This window comes from Mangrovimonas sp. DI 80 (assembly GCF_001975575.1).
Classification (GTDB): Bacteria; Bacteroidota; Bacteroidia; order Flavobacteriales; family Flavobacteriaceae; genus Mangrovimonas_A; species Mangrovimonas_A xylaniphaga.
Genome location: NZ_MSDT01000002.1, coordinates 86,732 through 104,104 on the forward strand (window position 1 = coordinate 86,732; position 17,373 = coordinate 104,104).

The following is a 17,373-nucleotide window of genomic DNA, read 5'->3' on the forward strand; positions in this document are numbered from 1 at the left end:
TGCTCAGCATCCTAAAAAACATAAAAAAGGGATTATTGAATCAACATAAGTTCGGTAGATATCTTTTATATGCTTTAGGAGAAATGACTCTGATAGTTCTTGGTATTTTAATCGCCTTAAAAGTTGACAATTGGAACCAAAGGCAGGTCTTGAAACGACATGAAACCCAAGTACTGAAACAATTGTTGAACCATGCCCAAGCCGATTACAGTTTCTTTTCCTCTAAATCTGATTTCTTCGACAACCAAGAACATTTGTATCAGGAATTATTAAGATTGTGCAACCATACATTGCCTGATTCACTGTTGATGAGAAAGCAATTGAATGTTTTCAATCTATTTGGGAAGGCCACCATACAATCCAATATTGTCAACAGCAATTTTATCACCTATGACATCATTAGCAATCAGCAACTCAAAAAACAGTTACTGGACTATAAAAGGCAGTACGAAGCTGTTAAAATAAGTTATGATCTTTTTAATAGTAAAACCACCCTCTACACCGATCCAATTTTGGTCCAAAACTATGCCGATGTTTTAAAAATAAATGAAGACACCAGTTGGTCTGATTTGGAACCTTTTTGCCAATACCCCAATATAGAAGGCATTTCCTATTTATTATCTACCACGGCCTCTTTTGCCCAACAGCAAACCAAAACCCTTTTAGATCTAAACAACGAGCTAACTCAAGAACTGGAACAGGTTCTTGAAACAAAAAAATGACCAGGCGCTGTCAACTAAAATGTGCTTACCTTTGTGGAGCAAAAATCCATCTTGTAATCTAAAGATGAACACATCTCCATGGCATTAAAAAACACCATACTCAAAGAGCTAGAACAATTGGTAACCCTAAAGGATTCCACAAGAACTTGGCACACCCCAATGCTAACCGCCATCTGTGTTGGATTTCCTTTACTGGTAGGATTGTATGTTGACAATCTTCGCTATGCCCTCATTTCCTGTTTAAGTGGTTTGGTCATCCTTTACCTTCCCAGTTCGGGGTCGTTTACCAATAGAATTACCACCTTATTAGTTAGCTCATTTGGGTTTATGGTATCCTTTGCTTTGGGGCAGTTTTTTAGTTTTTCCCCTACGGTTGCGGTAATTGTATTTGGCCTTTACTCGCTTATCGTGCATTGGATCATTCTCTACTATAAAACGGCTCCCCCACGGAGTTTCTTTTTTATCATGATCCTTTCCATTTCCATTTGCCAGCCGTTCAACTTAAGTACCATTCCAACCAAAGTTGGTTTGGTTGGTTTGGGCACCATGTTTTCCTGCACCTTGGGTTTAGCCTATATTTTATGGTTGTCGGCCACCCAAAAAATAGAAACACAAAATGCTCCTGTACCACTACTGAAAAAAAATACCTATGCCGATTTTTGGGAAGCCATCATTACTGGAGTCATCATGGCCATTTCTTTGGCCCTAGGTTACTGGCTGAAACTTGAAAACCCTTACTGGATTCCTATTTCCTGTGGTGCCGTGATGCAAGGCGCCTCCCTTTACCATATTTGGCAGCGTACTTTCCAACGTATTTTGGGCACTTTTTTAGGTTTGTGCCTTTGTTGGCTGTTGCTCCAGATAGCCAACACCCCTTTAATGCTTTGCCTGTTCATCATTGTTTTACAATTAATTGTGGAGTTGCTCATCATTAGAAATTATGCCATGGCCGTGATTTTCATTACGCCTTTGGCCATCTTTCTTTCGGAAGCTGCCAACCCCATCATCAACGATCCCAATGCGCTTATCGCACTTCGCTTTTGGGAAATCCTTATTGGCAGTATTTTGGGCGCCATTGGTGGCTGGTTGTTGCACAAGGAAAAAATACGTTATGCCAGCATTCGAGGGCTAAAAAAACTAGGCGACCAAATAGAGCAGAATATTTCTTAAGAAAGAAAATTGGTATCTTTAAGAAAGGTAATCTACCACTTCAGCTCATACCGTCGATTCGAGTGACATTTTGAAAACATATGGCATCGAGAATAGATGCTTCTAAAGCCCTTTTGGTTTCGATACAATGGTTATCAATAGCTTTCAAAAAATCAGGCAACCTGACGATGCTTTTTAAAAAAATCTCAACTTGCGAAGCCATGCTACAGAAAGACATCCAAAACTACAATACACAGCAAAACAAAACAGACCAAGAAATCTGTCATGTACTGGCAACCATCATTGATGCGCAAATGCCTGAAGCCGAAAGCAAACTATGGCATGGACATCCTGTTTGGTTTTTGGAAGGAAATCCCATTGTGGGCTACAGCAAACAAAAGAAGGGATTGCGTCTGATGTTTTGGAGTGGTGCCGATTTTGAAGAACCCGATTTAAACATTCTAGGTGGAAAATTTAAAGACGCCTCCATTTTCTATAATTCCATCAATGACATCGATATGGAAGCTTTAAAACGGTGGCTGGAAACCTCTAAACACATTCAATGGGACTATAAAAATATTGTAAAACGTAAGGGGCGTTTGGAACGGCTGAAATAAAAGTCCGCTTTAAATCCAAGACATTTCCCTCATGGCTCAATCTGGATCAGTATTTATCGGTGCATTTTAAACTTCTACACAAACATTTGGTTTCAACACCAATATGCTCCCACCACAAAACCTACAATTTCAAAAATAACTACAGAAGTATTCCTTTTTAAACGAAGAATTCGTACATTAGTAACTGATTGATAGCGAATTAAACACCCCTAACTTTAACACTTTACCTATAGATAAAGGCAAGGCCTTATCTGTAGTGCCAACAACAAATAAGTGCATTAATGTTGAGAGAACATCCTTATCAATCATGCCCTAATGGCTTTTCTGCTTTGGGTACCCACCCCAACCACCCTTGGTTGGAAGTTCATTGTGCGATATTCCCGCGCATTCATCTATCCTCTCAAATATCATATTCGAAAGGCATTAAAAGCTGTCAAAACGATATTAATTCACCTAAAAATATCAGTCTGCCTGCCACAATTTCGTCAATAGCCCAACCTAAAAACCATTAAAACTATGAAGCTTATCAAAACCCTTCCATTAGCCCTATGTTTCTTTGTAATTACAGCATTTAAAGCAGATGTTACAACAGCTGTTTCCAATGCTGAAACCGCCGCCCAAAAAGACCCGCTACCCTCTTGGAATGACGGGGCTGCAAAAAAGGCCATCATAGCATTTGTAAGCAATGCCACCAATAGCAAAAGCTCTCAGTTTATTCCTGTGGAAGACCGCATTGCCACTTTTGACAATGACGGGACCCTATGGAGTGAGCAACCGGCCTATTTTCAACTGTTTTTTGCCATAGACCGCGTAAAAGCCATGGCCAAGGATCATCCTGAATGGAAAACCCAACAGCCTTACAAGGCCGTTTTGGAAAATGATATGGAAGCCTTAAAAGAAAGTGGCATGAAGGGTCTTTTGCAAATAGTCGCGACCACCCATTCCGGTATGACTATCGATGAGTTTGATGCCATTGTAAAATCATGGGCCAGTACGGCCAAACACCCTACCAAAAATGTGCCCTACACCGATATGGTGTTTCAGCCCATGCTTGAATTGTTACACTATTTAAGAGCCAACCAATTTAAAACCTATATCGTTTCTGGAGGTGGTGTGGACTTTATGAGAGCCTTTCTCCCAAAAGTATACGGAATTCCAGAAGAACAAATTCTAGGTACACGTGCAAAAACAGAATGGGATTATAACAATGGCAATCCAGTAATTAAACACCTTCCGGAGTTGGACTTTATAGACGACAAAGAAGGAAAACCGCTAAACATCCAGAAAATCATAGGAAAAAAACCAGTGTTTGCTGCGGGGAATTCCGACGGGGATTTGCAAATGCTACAATGGACAGCCTCCAACAAACTGAACAGTTTTATGCTTTATGTACACCATACCGATGCCGACCGCGAATGGGCCTATGACAGAGGGTCGCATATTGGAGGGTTAGACAAAGGACTGGATGAAGCGGCTAAACACGGCTGGACAGTTGTAGACATGAAAAAGGATTGGAAAGTGATTTATCCAAGATATCAATAATAAAACATCATCAATCAAAAATGGCTATTAAATCAATTAGTAATATATAAACCAGAAATTATGAGCAATTTTTTTCGCAAGAAGACCATTCTCCCAATACTGCTCTTACTGCCGCTATTGGGATGGAGCCAAACAAAACCTAATATTTTAGTAATATGGGGAGATGATGTAGGTTGGCAAAACGTAAGTGCCTATGGTATGGGCACAATGGGCTATACAACGCCCAACATTGACAAAATTGGAAATGAAGGGATTAAGTTTACGGACCATTATGCACAGCCTAGCTGTACGGCCGGTAGAGCGTCCTTTATCACCGGACAATACCCTATTCGCAGTGGGATGACTACCGTTGGACAACCTGGTGATGCATTGGGCCTACAAGCTGCCTCTCCATGTTTGGCAGAAGTGTTGAAAGCTGAAGGTTACGCTACTGGGCACTTTGGTAAAAACCACTTGGGCGACCGTAACGAACACTTGCCAACAGCCCATGGCTTTGATGAATTTTATGGCAATCTGTACCACTTGAATACTCAAGAAGAGTCTGAACAGCGCGATTACCAAAACTTCGCAGAAGCCTATTCAGGCAATTTGGAAGATTATGAAAAGAAATTTGGAACCCGTGGGGTAATCCATTCTTGGGCAACAGATAAAATGGACAATACCGATGATCCTCGTTTTGGTAAAGTTGGCAAACAACGTATTACAGATACAGGACCATTAACCCAAGAGCGCATGAAGAATTTTGATGCTGGGGAAGTGATTCCTAAGGCTGAAGATTTTATGAAACGTGCCAAAGCCGATGGCAAACCGTTTTTTGTATGGCTCAACACCTCTAGAATGCACCTTTACACTCGCCTAAACGATGAATGGCGCTATGCTGCTGAGAAATACACGTCTGAGGCTGATTTATATGGTAGTGGGATGTTACAACACGACCATGATATAGGCTTGGTTTTAGACTTCTTAAAAGCTAATGGCATGGATCAAAACACCATTATTTGGTATTCCAGCGATAACGGTCCGGAGCACAATTCATGGCCTCATGGAGGTACCACCCCGTTCCGAGGCGAAAAAATGGGAACCACCGAAGGAGGTGTGAGAGTTCCTAGTATGGTTATGTGGCCCGGAGTACTAAAACCTGGTCAGGTTTTGAATGGTATCCAAGCCCATATGGACATGTTTACCTCTTTGGCTGCAGCTGCCGGAGTACCAAATGCCGCAGAGCGCTTAATGAAAGAGAAAAAACAATACATCGATGGTGTCAACAACCTTCCTTATTGGAAAGGACAAAGTGAAAAATCGGCGCGGGACATGTTCTACTATTACTATGAAAGCAATTTGAATGCCGTGAGGATGGGCCCTTGGAAATTCCACTTTATTTACAAAGAAACTTATTATGGTACGGCTGAAGCAAGAACCGCACCTTTGATATTTAATTTAAGGATGGATCCTTTTGAAAGCTATGATACCGAAGATGCCTATGGACACCTGATGCAAAAGGTTTCCTGGTTGATGGCCCCAATGGGAGAGCAGATGAACGCTCATATCAAAACCTTGATGGACTATCCTCCTGTTCAAGGCGGTAAAAGTTTTGACATGTCCTCTGTAATGGATAATGTTGTTAAAAAAGGACGAGATTAGTTCTTTGTTATAAAACAATACTTAAACAAAGGCATCAAGGCAATCTCCAAACAACAAAGGAGGTTGCCTTAAATGCCTTAAAAACTCTAACCCCTATGAAGCAGTTTTATAGAATAGGATATCTTTTATTATTGTTATTGTCAATAAGTGTCAACGCCCAAGAAGCCGAAGCTCCCGCCTCCACAGGTGGTCCTTCTGCAGAAGATTTGGCCAAACAATTGGCCAATCCGGTAGCCAACCTTATCAGTGTGCCCTTTCAAAATAATTTCGACTTCAATGTTGGTCCTAACGATGGGTTTCGATACAATTTAAACGTGCAACCCGTACTACCGTTTAGTTTCAATAGCAAATGGAACCTCATCAGTAGAACCATTGTGCCGTTTATCACCCAAAAAGATGTGCTGTATGACGGCGACTGCGCCAATGGCCTAGGAGACATTGTACAAAGTTTCTTCTTTTCACCCAAAGACCCTACCCCTAGTGGCATAGTTTGGGGAGTTGGCCCTGTATTTCTATTAAATACGGCTTCCGAAAATGAATTGGGGGCCAATACTTGGGCGATAGGACCAAATGCGGTTTTCTTAAAATTAAGTGGCCAATATACTTATGGAGGATTAGTAAACCATATGTGGTCCTATGCAGGCAAGGGAGATGACATCAGTGCCACTTTTTTTCAACCCTTTTGCACCTATGCCACACCCAACGGAGCGTCTTATACCATTGCTTCTGAAAACACCCAAAGTTGGCGCAATGACATTTTTGGAGGGTTTATAGGTTTGTATTATGCTAAAGTGGTACAAATATCCAAACAGACAGTACAATTGGGAGGCGGCCCGAAAGTTTATTATGGCAATAACCCTTTGAATCCAGAATTTGGGTTTCGGGCTAACGTCATTTTATTATTCCCTAAATAAACAATTTACTACAATGAAACAGATCCTTACATGCATTATCATTTTCTTTGTGTTTGGGTCTTTACATGCCCAAGAAGAACCTGATTTAATGGGCTTGGATAGTACGATTGATTCTACAAGCCAAAGTATATACAACGACAATGTCGTAAAATATCCCGATTGGAGATTGAAACGTTTTAAAATTTCTGCTGGCTTATTTTTTCCTTTGAACGATACCGAAGTTAGAGTGGGTAGCACCGATTTTGATGACTTTGGAACCACCATTAATTTGGAAGACGACCTAGGTTTTGATAAAACTACCTTTTCCTTCTATGCCAATGCCGAATGGCGTATTTCCAGACGTTCTAGATTAGCTTTGGATTTCTTCTATTTAAACCGAAAATCGACCTATACACTAGACGAAGAAATTGAATTTGGTGACAATGTATATCCTGTGGATGCCAATTTGGAAGCCTTTTTCAACATGAATATTTATAGACTGTATTACAGTTATACCATCTTTGCAAAACCCAAATATGAGATTGGCGCCTTGATTGGTGCCCATGTCTTGTTTACCGATGTGGGCATTAGAGCCAATTCTGGAAATGTGGAAGCTGAACTCAATGACAGTTTTGATTTTATAGCGCCCGTGCCCGACATTGGGATTTGGTTTGACGTACTTCTTTCCAAACGCTTCTCACTTTACACCAACATCAATTATTTAGGGTTGACCATTGACAATATCAAGGGACGCATTTTTAGTTCGAATGCAACATTGGCCTATCAACTATACAAGGGCTTGAGCTTAAAAGCTGGGTTTACAAGTTTGGACATCAAAGTAGAAACCACGAGAAAACATTTGGACGGGTACTTTAAATGGGGATATAACGGACCAACCTTCACGGTCAATTTCGCGTTTTAGCAAGTCACCAAATGCGTATTTGAAAAATGAAAGTTATGAGAACAATGAGGAGGAACCTAATCATAAAATTAAGCCAACGGGGAGAACAATATGGTTTTACCCACTTCTTCATAATTCTATTCTTTCTCTTTAACCCTACCAATGTCCTTGCCCAAGAAGAAAAAGCTGAAGATTCCCTCCCTAAATGGAACATTGGCTATAGCAGCAAAGGATTTGAATTGAAATCTACCGACAACCTTTATAAATTACAAATACAAAGCAGGCTCCAATTTCGCTTCGCCACTCCAGACGACCAAGACCCCATCACGTTTGATGACTATGACCAAGAAGGTACTCATCTTTTTAAAGTTAATCGTGCCCGTCTAAAAGTAGGCGGTAATGCCTATAGAACTTGGTTAAAGTATTATTGGGAATATGATTTAGTAAACTCCAACCTTTTAGACTTTAGGGTGATGGTTGAAAAGTGGAAATGGCTCAGTTTGAAATTTGGCCAATGGAAACTGGAGTATTCTAGAGAACGGCGTATTAGTAGTGGGGAACAGCAATTGGTAGATCGCTCCATCATTAACCGGCCCTTTACGGTAGATCGTCAGCAAGGTGTTGAATTGTATGGACGCTTGGATGGAAAATCACTTTTGGATTTCAGCTATTGGGCAGCAGTACTAACAGGTACAGGAAGAGGACACAACACCAATGACGATGCTCATTTTATGTACTTTGGAAGACTGCAATGGAATCCACTTGGGGAGGACATGGGCTTTGAAAGCAGCGATATGGACCATCACGGGAAACCAGCAGCCATCATTGCCATTGCAGGGGTCACCAATAGAAGTCCCTACACCCGATTTTCATCTTCCGGAGGAGGGGAATTATTAGGTTTTGAAGATGCCGAAAATGGACAATATCGAGTTGAGCAGTACAATTTGGAAACCGCTTTTGTTTATAAGGGGATTACCTGGCAAAGTGAATGGCACCACAAGAAAATTATCGACATGCACAACGATGTCCCCGACAGGCTCCTAAAAGGGTATTATTTGCAGGCTGGCTACTATCCACAGGGAGATATTCCGTGGTGGCCTAAACCTCTGGAAATTGCTGCACGTTATTCGTCCTATATCCCCGATTCGTATTTGGACCAAGACCATCAGGACGAACTTTCTTGTGCTCTAAATTGGTTTTTTAGAGGCCATAAAAACAAATTGACAGCTGAGGTCAGTCATTTTGACTATGAGCAATTTGACCGACAAGTTGATAGAAAATGGCGCTTTAGAGTACAATGGGAAGTTTCTTTTTAAAAAGGTTAAAAACTCGGCTTCTAGAATTTCAACCCATATACAAACCCAAGACCAAAAATATCGTACACGTCTTTATAAATGTAATTGAACCCTACGGAAAGTTCCCAATTATTCTTTTCCAAAAGAATAAACTCCGATCCCAAACGGACAATCCATAAGGTTTCGTGGGCATCGGTTTCAATACCACCTCCCAAGGATACGGTCCACCTTGGTAAGGCTTCCCAAGTACCGGCCACAGACAATACGGTAGCATTTTCACGCTCAAGGAAGTCGCCTTTGCTATTTTCAACATGTAAATTCACAATCTCCACATCGTTATAGGTACCGATTGCCCAACGTTCGGTCAGCCAATATTCATAGGAGAACCCAAAGGTTGGCGCAATGATTACCTCCTTTTCTCCTGTATCAATGTCTCTCCCTTCTGGAATCCAGGAATACCCGGCATAAAATGCCAATTTGTTTCGGTGAAAAACCTCTTCTTCTTCAAACTCCATTTCCACCTCAGCCTCAATGGTCTCTTCTGTTTCTTGAGCAAATACGGGAACGGATAAAAGCAACATACTTAAAAACCATATATTTTTCATCATTCCAAATCGTAATACTGTGTCCATAAACGCTTTTATTTTAAAAGTTAAACAACTGAATATTAACACTTAAAGTTACAGAATTTAATTTATTCACGAACATTTTTTTATCCCCCTTGAGATAAGCACATAAAAAAACCTGCCCAATGGTATTGGACAGGTTTTAACTCTCTATAAATTATAAAGAAATCTGCTTTCCTTTTATTGCAAGCTCGCCAAACTTGATTTAATAGTTTCTATTTTAGCTAAAGCGTCGGCTTCTTTTTTACGTTCGTTCGCAATCACCTGTTCTGGTGCACCATTTACAAAACGCTCGTTAGACAGCTTTTTCTGAACCGATTTTAAGAAACCTTCTGTATAATTTAACTCTTCGGTTAACTTTTTAATTTCAGCTTCTACATCAATACTTCCCGCCATAGGCACAAAGTATTCATTGGATTTTACACGGAAAGTTAAAGCGCCGTCTACAGCTTCAGTTACATATTCAATCGTTTCAAGATTTCCTAACTTTTGAATAATAGAATCGAAGGTTGTGCTCGTGTTTCCGTTATTAATTACAGAAAATCCAATGGCATCTTTAAAGGCTATGTTCTTTTCTTTTCTGATATTTCTGATTCCTGAAACTACTTCTGAGGCAAAATCGAACTCAGCAATCAAGGTTTCGTTTACTGCCTTGGCTTCTGGCCATTTTGCTACAATTAAAGCTTCTTCCGGAGTGCGTTCTGCAATATAATGCCAGATATCTTCTGTTAAGAACGGCATAAATGGATGAAGAATTTTTAAGTTATCTTCAAATGCAGCGATTAATGATTTATAAGTTGCAGCATCTACCGGTTTTTGATACGCAGGCTTCACGATTTCCAATAACCATCCTGAGAAATCGTCCATTATCAATTTATAAATCGCCATTAACGCATCGCTTAAACGGTATTTACTAAAGTGATCTTCGATTTCAGTTAAAGCTTTTTGGAATTTAGAAGCGTACCAGTCTAATGCAATTTTACTTGATTCAGGCTGTGGAATAGTTTCATCGATTTCCCAACCATCAATTAATCGGTAAGCATTCCAGATTTTGTTTCCGAAACCTTTTCCTTGCTGACATAGCGCTTCGTCGAATAATAAATCGTTACCTGCAGCACTACTTAACAATAATCCTACGCGAACACCATCTGCGCTGTATTCTTCAATCAATTTTAAAGCATCTGGGGAGTTCCCTAAAGACTTACTCATTTTACGGCGTTGCTTATCGCGAACAAGTCCGGTTAAGTACACGTTGTTGAATGGTCGTTCACCTTTATATTCGTAGCCGGCAATAATCATTCTCGCTACCCAAAAGAATAAAATATCCGGACCAGTTACTAAATCGTTTGTTGGGTAATAATATTTTATATCGTCATTTTCAGGGTTACGAATACCATCGAACACACTCATTGGCCATAACCAAGATGAGAACCAAGTATCCAAAGCATCGGTTTCCTGACGTAAATCTTCAGCTTTTAAATCAGCGTTTCCTGTTTTTTCAACAGCTAATTTTAAAGCGTCTTCCATAGTTTCAGCAACCACAAAATCTTCTTTTCCATCACCATAGTAATACGCAGGAATTTGTTGCCCCCATAATAACTGACGTGAAATATTCCAATCGCGGATGTTTTCCATCCAATGGCGATAGGTATTCTCGAATTTCTTAGGGAATAACTGAATCTCTGAATCTTCACCTAAAACCGCTTCAATAGCAGGTTTTACCAATTCTTCCATTTTTAAGAACCACTGGTCACTTAAACGCGGCTCGATAACCGCTTTAGTGCGCTCTGAGGTTCCTACTTTATTAATGTGAACTTCAGTTTTTACCAAAGCCCCGATTTCTTCCAATTCTTTAGTAATTGCTTTACGTACTACAAAACGATCTTGTCCTTCGTAATGCAATCCGTAACTGTTTAAAGTAGCGTCTTCATTGAAGATATCAACCACTTCAAGATTGTGCTTATCGCCTAAAACCTTATCGTTTTCATCGTGTGCCGGCGTCACTTTTAAACATCCGGTACCAAATTCCACATCTACATAGTCATCTTCAATAATCGGGATAACACGACCACAAATTGGTACAATGGCTTTTTTACCCTTTAAGTATGTAAAACGCTCATCGGTAGGATTGATACAAATGGCGGTATCTCCAAAAATAGTTTCAGGACGCGTGGTTGCAATGGTTAAAGTATCATCGCTACCTTCAATTTTATAATTTAAATAATAAAGATTCCCTTGCTTTTCTTCGTAGATTACTTCTTCGTCAGACAAGGTTGTTTTTGCTTCCGGATCCCAGTTTACCATGCGGTAACCACGGTAAATCATGCCTTTGTTGTACAAATCAACAAACACCTTTATTACCGCTTCAGACATGTCGTCATCCATCGTAAACTTGGTTCTGTCCCAATCGCAAGAACACCCTAATTTTTTAAGTTGCTCAAGGATCACACCACCGTATTCATGAGTCCAATCCCAGGCATGCTTTAAAAACTCCTCACGAGACAAATCGTTTTTATCAATACCCTGATCTTTTAATTTCGCCACAACTTTAGCTTCGGTAGCAATAGACGCATGGTCGGTACCCGGCACCCAACACGCATTTTTTCCTTGTAAACGTGCACGACGAATCAATACATCTTGAATGGTATTGTTTAACATGTGCCCCATGTGCAAAACCCCAGTTACGTTTGGTGGAGGAATTACAATGGTGTAAGGTTCTCTTTCATCTGGCTCTGAATGAAAATAGTTGTGTTTCATCCAGTAATCGTACCACTTTTGCTCTACCTCTGTGGCTACATATTGTGTTGGAATTGCCATATCCTAATTATCTTGTTTTGTAGTTTTTAACTTCCAAAGGCTAACATTACAGGGATTTCATTGCTGAACTCCCTACTAAAACAGGGCCTTTGGTACTGTTTTTGTATATGAACTGACAAAAGTACTTATATTTCTTTTTTCGTGAAATTATTAGGAGAAATAATCCCCTTGTTTTAAGCTTTCTGAGCGTTAAGAATACGGTAATACGTCTAATTAATTTTGCTGAATGGTAAAAAGTGAGTAGTTTTGACTATCAATTTAAATTTTAAGTGATGAAAAATTTAGTACTGATTTTATTTGTAGGCCTTGTAAGCCTTGGTGCCATGGCACAAGAAAAAGTAGCTAAGATTGAATTTAAGAGCACAACTATAGACTACGGAACTATTGAAAAAGGTTCGGACGGCGTTCGCGTATTTGAATTTACAAATACAGGAAATGCGCCTTTGATCATTTCTAATGTAAAGTCTACTTGTGGTTGTACTGTTCCTAAAAAACCAGACGGACCTATCATGCCGGGTGAAACAGGTGAAATCTCTGTAAAATACGACACTAATAGAGTGAACCCAATTAGAAAAACCATTACCGTAACTTCTAATGCGGATACCCCAACAGTAGCCTTAAAAATTAAAGGTTTGGTGGTAGACTCTAGCAAAAACAGTGTTCTTGAGAAAAAGGACAAAAGCGTGATGGAACAATAAGAATCGCTACTTACACAAACTAAAAAACTCCCTCTTCAGGGAGTTTTTTAGTTTAATAGGCTTTCCAACCTAAATTTAAACACCATCGAGTTGCCAGCTCGATCTACCACCAGTTTGATATTGGTTTCATCGTCGTCACAAAACCTCTGGGTCAATTCCTGCAATGTCATAGTATGAGTTCCTTTGTTATTGATAGACAAAATAACATCCCCTACCAATAGTCCTGCTTTATAAGCTGGTGAATCCTCCCTCAGCTCCACAATAGTATACGCTGGTTTCAAGGCAAATTTGTAAATGGTATTCAACATGATTCTATTGCTGGCATTCTTATCATCCCCTTCTTTTGCATAATTAAATAAGGATTCCTCTTCCTTCACGATTCGCACCCCATTTTGTTCCAGTACAATCCCACTCTTATTGTAATGGAAGGGCTTTTTAAAATTTCCGTTTTTCTTAATGGTCATTTTAAAATTGTGGTAATCCAAAACAATGTTAAAGCGCTTTAGCAATTCCCCAGAAATACTGCCGTTTCGCTCTGTAAAGTTTCGGGCTTCCGTAATGGCAACAGAATCTGGAAATGCCACATTTACCCTTTTCAAATCAAAACCACTCAACGAGAAACTTTTTACTTTAGAGCGCTTACCATGAATGTTGCCACTAAGTCCCTTTCCTAAAAAATCTTCAAAGAAATTATCACTTGAGGGCAACAGTTGCTGAGTGGTATCTTCAAAAAGCCAAAGGGCATCACTACTGCCTGTATCGACCAGTAATTTTACAGGAATTTCAGCAGAATCAATACACACCAAAGCATCTACATAGGGTTTGTTTTTATACAAAATCAAATCCAACGTTTCACAATTATTACATTTTTTATAGGAATAGGTTTCTGTCTTGTGCAATTTTAAATATTTAGCGCCATAGTTAATTTCTACAATAAAATCCTTAAATACATCATACCCAATGATACCATGAACACTCACTCCCAACCTAGGGGTGAAATTGATGGAATTATCGAAGACCACATACACATCTTGATCAACATTAACCGCATCTCCAATTTTAAACTTATTATGGCTAGACTTTAAGGCCTCAATTTCTCCATCACCACCAAGACCTCTGAGGTAAATCCGTTCCCCATTATAGATGTGCAAAGAATCGGTAAGATTAAAAATATTGAAGAGAATGGGCTTGCTCACGCCAGAGTCCAATAAAAAGGATAATTCTACCCCATTAACCTCCACAGGAATTATAATTAAGTTGTTAATTAGTTGGAATTTGACCTTGCTATTATCCTGAGAAGGCATGTTGAAATTACCCTGAGCATGTAGGTTAATACTCAGCGCTAAAAAACACCATATAAAAACCCATTGTATTCGCATATTAACTAATTGACTATATACAAGTTACAACCTTTTGAGATATTATCATTTTTTAGGGTTTGTTTTTAAAAAAACTTTAAGATAATTTTCAGACCTTTGCGTTTTAAAATCAAGAATAAAATGCCATCTATTTCGAAAAAAGGGCTTGACATGCCTGCATCTCCGATACGTAAACTTGTTCCTTACGCAGAACAAGCCTATAAAGACGGAAAAACTGTATACCACTTAAACATTGGCCAGCCAGATATCAAGACTCCAGAAGTTGCTTTGGACGCCGTAAAGGTGCATTCCTTGGATATTTTGGCCTACACCCGTTCTGAAGGTTCAGAAGGGTACCGCAAAAAAATTGCTGCCTATTATGAGAAAAATGATATTCACGTAAACCATGAGGATATCATTGTAACTACTGGAGGTAGTGAAGCGCTAATGTTTGCCTTTGGAAGTATTATGGATCCAGACGATGAAATCATTATCCCTGAACCATTTTATGCCAATTACAATGGTTTTTCAAAAGCTTCGGATATTAAGGTAGTACCTGTTATTTCTAAAATAGAAGACAATTTCGCATTACCAGCTATTGAGGAGTTTGAAAAATTGATCACTCCAAAAACAAAGGCTATTTTAATTTGTAACCCAGGAAACCCAACGGGATATTTATATTCAAAAGAGGAAATCCAAAAACTAGCGCAAATAGTAATCAAGCATGACCTATTCTTAATTGCTGATGAAGTTTACCGTGAGTTTGTCTATGACGGAAACAGCTTTTATTCTATCATGCAAGAAGATAGCATAAAGGACCACGCCATTATGATTGATTCGGTTTCTAAGCGTTACAGCATGTGTGGTGCTAGAATTGGGTATCTGGTTTCAAGAAACAAAACCTTTATTCAAACGGCTTTAAAGTTTGCCCAAGCACGTTTGAGTCCGCCAACTTTGGCTCAAATTGCCAGTGAAGCAGCATTAAATACTCCACAGAGCTATTTTGACGATGTTAATGAAGAATACGTACACAGACGTAACACCTTGATTTCCGAATTGGAAAAAATTGAAGGCGTAAAAGTAGCCAAACCTAAGGGAGCGTTCTACTGTATAGCAGAACTGCCTGTGGAAAACGCCGATGATTTTGCACAATGGCTTTTGGAGAAATTTGATGTTGATGGCGAAACCGTAATGGTAGCCCCTGCCGCAGGGTTCTATTCTACCCCAGGTGTTGGTCTTAACCAAATACGCATTGCCTACGTATTAAATGAAAGTAGCCTTATCAAGGCGGTAAACATATTGAAAGAAGCCCTAAAAGTTTACAATAGCTAAATGCTTGTACAACAACATATATCTCTAAAGCCCTACAATACTTTCGGTATTGATGTGTCCGCCAAACAGTTTGTGTCTGTTTCTTCCTTGGAAGCGCTCAAAAGTGCTTTGGCAGACAAGCAAAACTCCCCTATTTTTATTTTGGGAGGTGGTAGCAATATGTTACTAACAAAAGATGTAGAGGCTTTGGTAATTCATGTCAATCTTAAGGGCATAGAGGTTGTAGAAGAACAGGACAACCATGTTTTGGTAAAGGCCCAAGCAGGTGAAAATTGGCATGAGTTTGTATTATGGTGTTTGGAACATGATTTTGGAGGCGTCGAAAACCTGTCCCTGATTCCAGGGAATATAGGAACTGCACCTATTCAAAACATAGGTGCTTATGGAGTAGAATTGAAAGACGTGTTTGAAAGATGCGAAGCAATCGATATCAAGACGCAAGAACTTGTCTCCTTTTCCAAGGAAGAATGTCAGTTTGGGTATCGTGAGTCTATCTTCAAGCAAGCAGCTAAAGGCAAATACATCATTTGTAACGTCACCTTAAAATTGACGAAACACAACCACGTTCTTCATACTGAATATGGTGCCATTAAAGGACAATTGGAGCACGACAATATTACAACTCCAAGTATTAATGACATTTCCAATGCCGTAATTGCCATAAGGGAAAGTAAACTTCCCAACCCAAAAGAAATTGGCAATAGTGGCAGTTTCTTCAAAAATCCAGTGATTTCAAAACAACAGTTTGATCAATTAAAGGAGAACTTTCCAAATATTCCAAGCTATGTCGTTTCGGAAGAAGAGGTAAAAGTCCCTGCTGGATGGCTCATTGAAACTGCAGGCTTCAAAGGTAAAACCTTCGGAACTTATGGAGTTCATAAACAACAAGCCTTGGTTTTGGTAAATTATGGAGGCGCTAAAGGGGAAGATATCTTTGAGCTTGCAAAGCTGATACAAGACACCATCAAACGTCTTTTTGGAATTTCTATTGAAATGGAAGTCAACATTATATAAAAGAAGCCCCGTTTACTCGGGGCTTCCCTTCTATAGTAAATGTAATTGCGCTATTAACCTTTATCTGTTTAGGAAAGAAAACATTTTAACTATAGTATCTTTTTAAAAGGTTTTTCAGCAATGTTTGTAATAGTAATATTTTGCTATTTTTACTACCTTTATTTATATACGTTTTAAAGAAGACTTTTAGATGTAATCGAAGTACTCTTAAAACCTTAATACACAAACCTTTTGAGCACATCTATTGAGCAGAAAATTGTCGAACTTTTAGAAAAAGAAGACAAAACCGCCATTAATTTACTCTATAAATATTATAGCGATAGTCTTTATGGTGTCATATTGAAGGTTACCAACGATGAGGAACTAGCCCAGGATGCCTTGCAGGAAACCTTTGTAAAGGTCTGGAGAAATGCCAAATCGTACGACCCCAAAAAGGCGAAATTGTTCACCTGGTTATACCGAATTGCCAGAAACACAGCCATTGACAAATTAAGAAGTTTCAATAATCGATTTGAAAAGGAAGTCCAAATCGATCAATCCAACGTATATATACTACCAACAGCAAGTTTAAACCAAGATGTCCTTGATTTGAAAGAGCACGTTGGCAGATTGGACGAGAAGTACCAAATAGTACTGAAAGCCTTATTTTTTGAAGGCATGACGCAGCAGGAAGCCAGTGAAGAACTGGACATTCCGTTAGGTACCATAAAGTCTAGATTAAAAATTGGACTTAGAGAATTGAAAAAACTTTATGTTCATTAACGCAAA

At 39.3% G+C, this 17,373-nt stretch carries 15 protein-coding genes; 12 read left to right on the forward strand and 3 right to left on the reverse strand.

The annotated features are described in order from the left end of the window. Positions 1-35: 35 nt before the first annotated feature. From BKM32_RS01030 to BKM32_RS01065, 8 genes are all read left to right on the forward strand, one after another. A complete protein-coding gene (locus BKM32_RS01030; RefSeq protein WP_150123711.1) occupies positions 36-722 on the forward strand; it encodes a hypothetical protein in 687 nt (228 codons plus the stop codon). Between the two features lie 78 nt (positions 723-800). Next, positions 801-1,892: an FUSC family protein gene (locus tag BKM32_RS01035; protein ID WP_076662178.1), complete on the forward strand. Its 1,092-nt coding sequence runs from the start codon at positions 801-803 to the stop codon at positions 1,890-1,892. An 80-nt stretch (positions 1,893-1,972) separates the two neighbouring features. Next, the gene (locus BKM32_RS01040) at positions 1,973-2,488 is read left to right on the forward strand and encodes a DUF1801 domain-containing protein (protein WP_371328732.1); all 516 of its coding nucleotides are present in this window, start codon (positions 1,973-1,975) and stop codon (positions 2,486-2,488) included. A 516-nt stretch (positions 2,489-3,004) separates the two neighbouring features. Then, a complete protein-coding gene (locus tag BKM32_RS01045) occupies positions 3,005-4,030 on the forward strand; it encodes an HAD family phosphatase (protein ID WP_076662180.1) in 1,026 nt (341 codons plus the stop codon). A 60-nt stretch (positions 4,031-4,090) separates the two neighbouring features. Next, positions 4,091-5,671: an arylsulfatase gene (locus BKM32_RS01050; RefSeq protein WP_083702056.1), complete on the forward strand. Its 1,581-nt coding sequence runs from the start codon at positions 4,091-4,093 to the stop codon at positions 5,669-5,671. A gap of 95 nt (positions 5,672-5,766) precedes the next feature. Next, positions 5,767-6,585, forward strand: a complete 819-nt coding sequence (locus tag BKM32_RS01055) for a hypothetical protein (protein WP_076662181.1) — start codon at positions 5,767-5,769, stop codon at positions 6,583-6,585. Between the two features lie 13 nt (positions 6,586-6,598). Beyond that, positions 6,599-7,486 carry a hypothetical protein gene (locus BKM32_RS01060; protein ID WP_076662182.1) on the forward strand — a complete coding sequence of 296 codons (888 nt, stop codon included), beginning with the start codon at positions 6,599-6,601 and terminating at the stop codon, positions 7,484-7,486. A 35-nt stretch (positions 7,487-7,521) separates the two neighbouring features. Further along, a complete protein-coding gene (locus tag BKM32_RS01065) occupies positions 7,522-8,781 on the forward strand; it encodes an OprO/OprP family phosphate-selective porin (protein ID WP_253187370.1) in 1,260 nt (419 codons plus the stop codon). Positions 8,782-8,801: 20 nt separating this feature from the next. Here the strand turns inward: BKM32_RS01065 and BKM32_RS01070 are convergent, their stop codons facing one another. Together BKM32_RS01070 and BKM32_RS01075 are read right to left on the reverse strand one after the other, a co-directional pair. Continuing rightward, positions 8,802-9,392 (reverse strand): hypothetical protein, encoded by a 591-nt coding sequence (locus BKM32_RS01070; protein WP_076662184.1) that lies wholly within the window; start codon positions 9,390-9,392, stop codon positions 8,802-8,804. A gap of 174 nt (positions 9,393-9,566) precedes the next feature. Beyond that, on the reverse strand, positions 9,567-12,203 hold the full coding sequence (locus BKM32_RS01075) for a valine--tRNA ligase (protein WP_076662185.1): 2,637 nt from the start codon (positions 12,201-12,203) through the stop codon (positions 9,567-9,569). 272 nt (positions 12,204-12,475) lie between these two features. Here BKM32_RS01075 and BKM32_RS01080 point away from each other — a divergent pair, with 272 nt between their 5' ends. Further along, entirely contained in the window at positions 12,476-12,901 is a 426-nt protein-coding gene (locus BKM32_RS01080; protein ID WP_053975978.1) for a DUF1573 domain-containing protein, read from the forward strand. 47 nt (positions 12,902-12,948) lie between these two features. Here BKM32_RS01080 and BKM32_RS01085 read toward each other — a convergent pair whose 3' ends face one another. After that, positions 12,949-14,205, reverse strand: coding sequence for an aspartyl protease family protein (locus BKM32_RS01085; RefSeq protein ID WP_253187371.1), 1,257 nt, complete (start codon positions 14,203-14,205; stop codon positions 12,949-12,951). A 195-nt stretch (positions 14,206-14,400) separates the two neighbouring features. On the opposite strand from BKM32_RS01085, the gene BKM32_RS01090 reads away from it, so the two are divergent. From BKM32_RS01090 to BKM32_RS01100, 3 genes are all read left to right on the forward strand, one after another. Continuing rightward, positions 14,401-15,591 (forward strand): pyridoxal phosphate-dependent aminotransferase, encoded by a 1,191-nt coding sequence (locus tag BKM32_RS01090; RefSeq protein WP_076662187.1) that lies wholly within the window; start codon positions 14,401-14,403, stop codon positions 15,589-15,591. Next, positions 15,592-16,605: a UDP-N-acetylmuramate dehydrogenase gene (murB, locus tag BKM32_RS01095; RefSeq protein ID WP_076662188.1), complete on the forward strand. Its 1,014-nt coding sequence runs from the start codon at positions 15,592-15,594 to the stop codon at positions 16,603-16,605. A gap of 231 nt (positions 16,606-16,836) precedes the next feature. Then, entirely contained in the window at positions 16,837-17,367 is a 531-nt protein-coding gene (locus BKM32_RS01100) for an RNA polymerase sigma factor (protein WP_076662189.1), read from the forward strand. Positions 17,368-17,373 lie beyond the last annotated feature (6 nt).

Bases quoted from the DNA above. Each gene is read 5' to 3' on its own strand.
- BKM32_RS01035 (WP_076662178.1), top strand. From the start codon at position 801: ATGGCATTAAAAAACACCATACTCAAAGAGCTAGAACAATTGGTAACC.
- BKM32_RS01040 (WP_371328732.1), top strand. From the start codon at position 1,973: ATGGCATCGAGAATAGATGCTTCTAAAGCCCTTTTGGTTTCGATACAA.
- BKM32_RS01045 (WP_076662180.1), top strand. From the start codon at position 3,005: ATGAAGCTTATCAAAACCCTTCCATTAGCCCTATGTTTCTTTGTAATT.
- BKM32_RS01050 (WP_083702056.1), top strand. From the start codon at position 4,091: ATGAGCAATTTTTTTCGCAAGAAGACCATTCTCCCAATACTGCTCTTA.
- BKM32_RS01055 (WP_076662181.1), top strand. From the start codon at position 5,767: ATGAAGCAGTTTTATAGAATAGGATATCTTTTATTATTGTTATTGTCA.
- BKM32_RS01060 (WP_076662182.1), top strand. From the start codon at position 6,599: ATGAAACAGATCCTTACATGCATTATCATTTTCTTTGTGTTTGGGTCT.
- BKM32_RS01065 (WP_253187370.1), top strand. From the start codon at position 7,522: ATGAGAACAATGAGGAGGAACCTAATCATAAAATTAAGCCAACGGGGA.
- BKM32_RS01070 (WP_076662184.1), bottom strand. From the start codon at position 9,392: ATGGACACAGTATTACGATTTGGAATGATGAAAAATATATGGTTTTTA.
- BKM32_RS01075 (WP_076662185.1), bottom strand. From the start codon at position 12,203: ATGGCAATTCCAACACAATATGTAGCCACAGAGGTAGAGCAAAAGTGG.
- BKM32_RS01080 (WP_053975978.1), top strand. From the start codon at position 12,476: ATGAAAAATTTAGTACTGATTTTATTTGTAGGCCTTGTAAGCCTTGGT.
- BKM32_RS01085 (WP_253187371.1), bottom strand. From the start codon at position 14,205: ATGCCTTCTCAGGATAATAGCAAGGTCAAATTCCAACTAATTAACAAC.
- BKM32_RS01090 (WP_076662187.1), top strand. From the start codon at position 14,401: ATGCCATCTATTTCGAAAAAAGGGCTTGACATGCCTGCATCTCCGATA.
- murB (WP_076662188.1), top strand. From the start codon at position 15,592: ATGCTTGTACAACAACATATATCTCTAAAGCCCTACAATACTTTCGGT.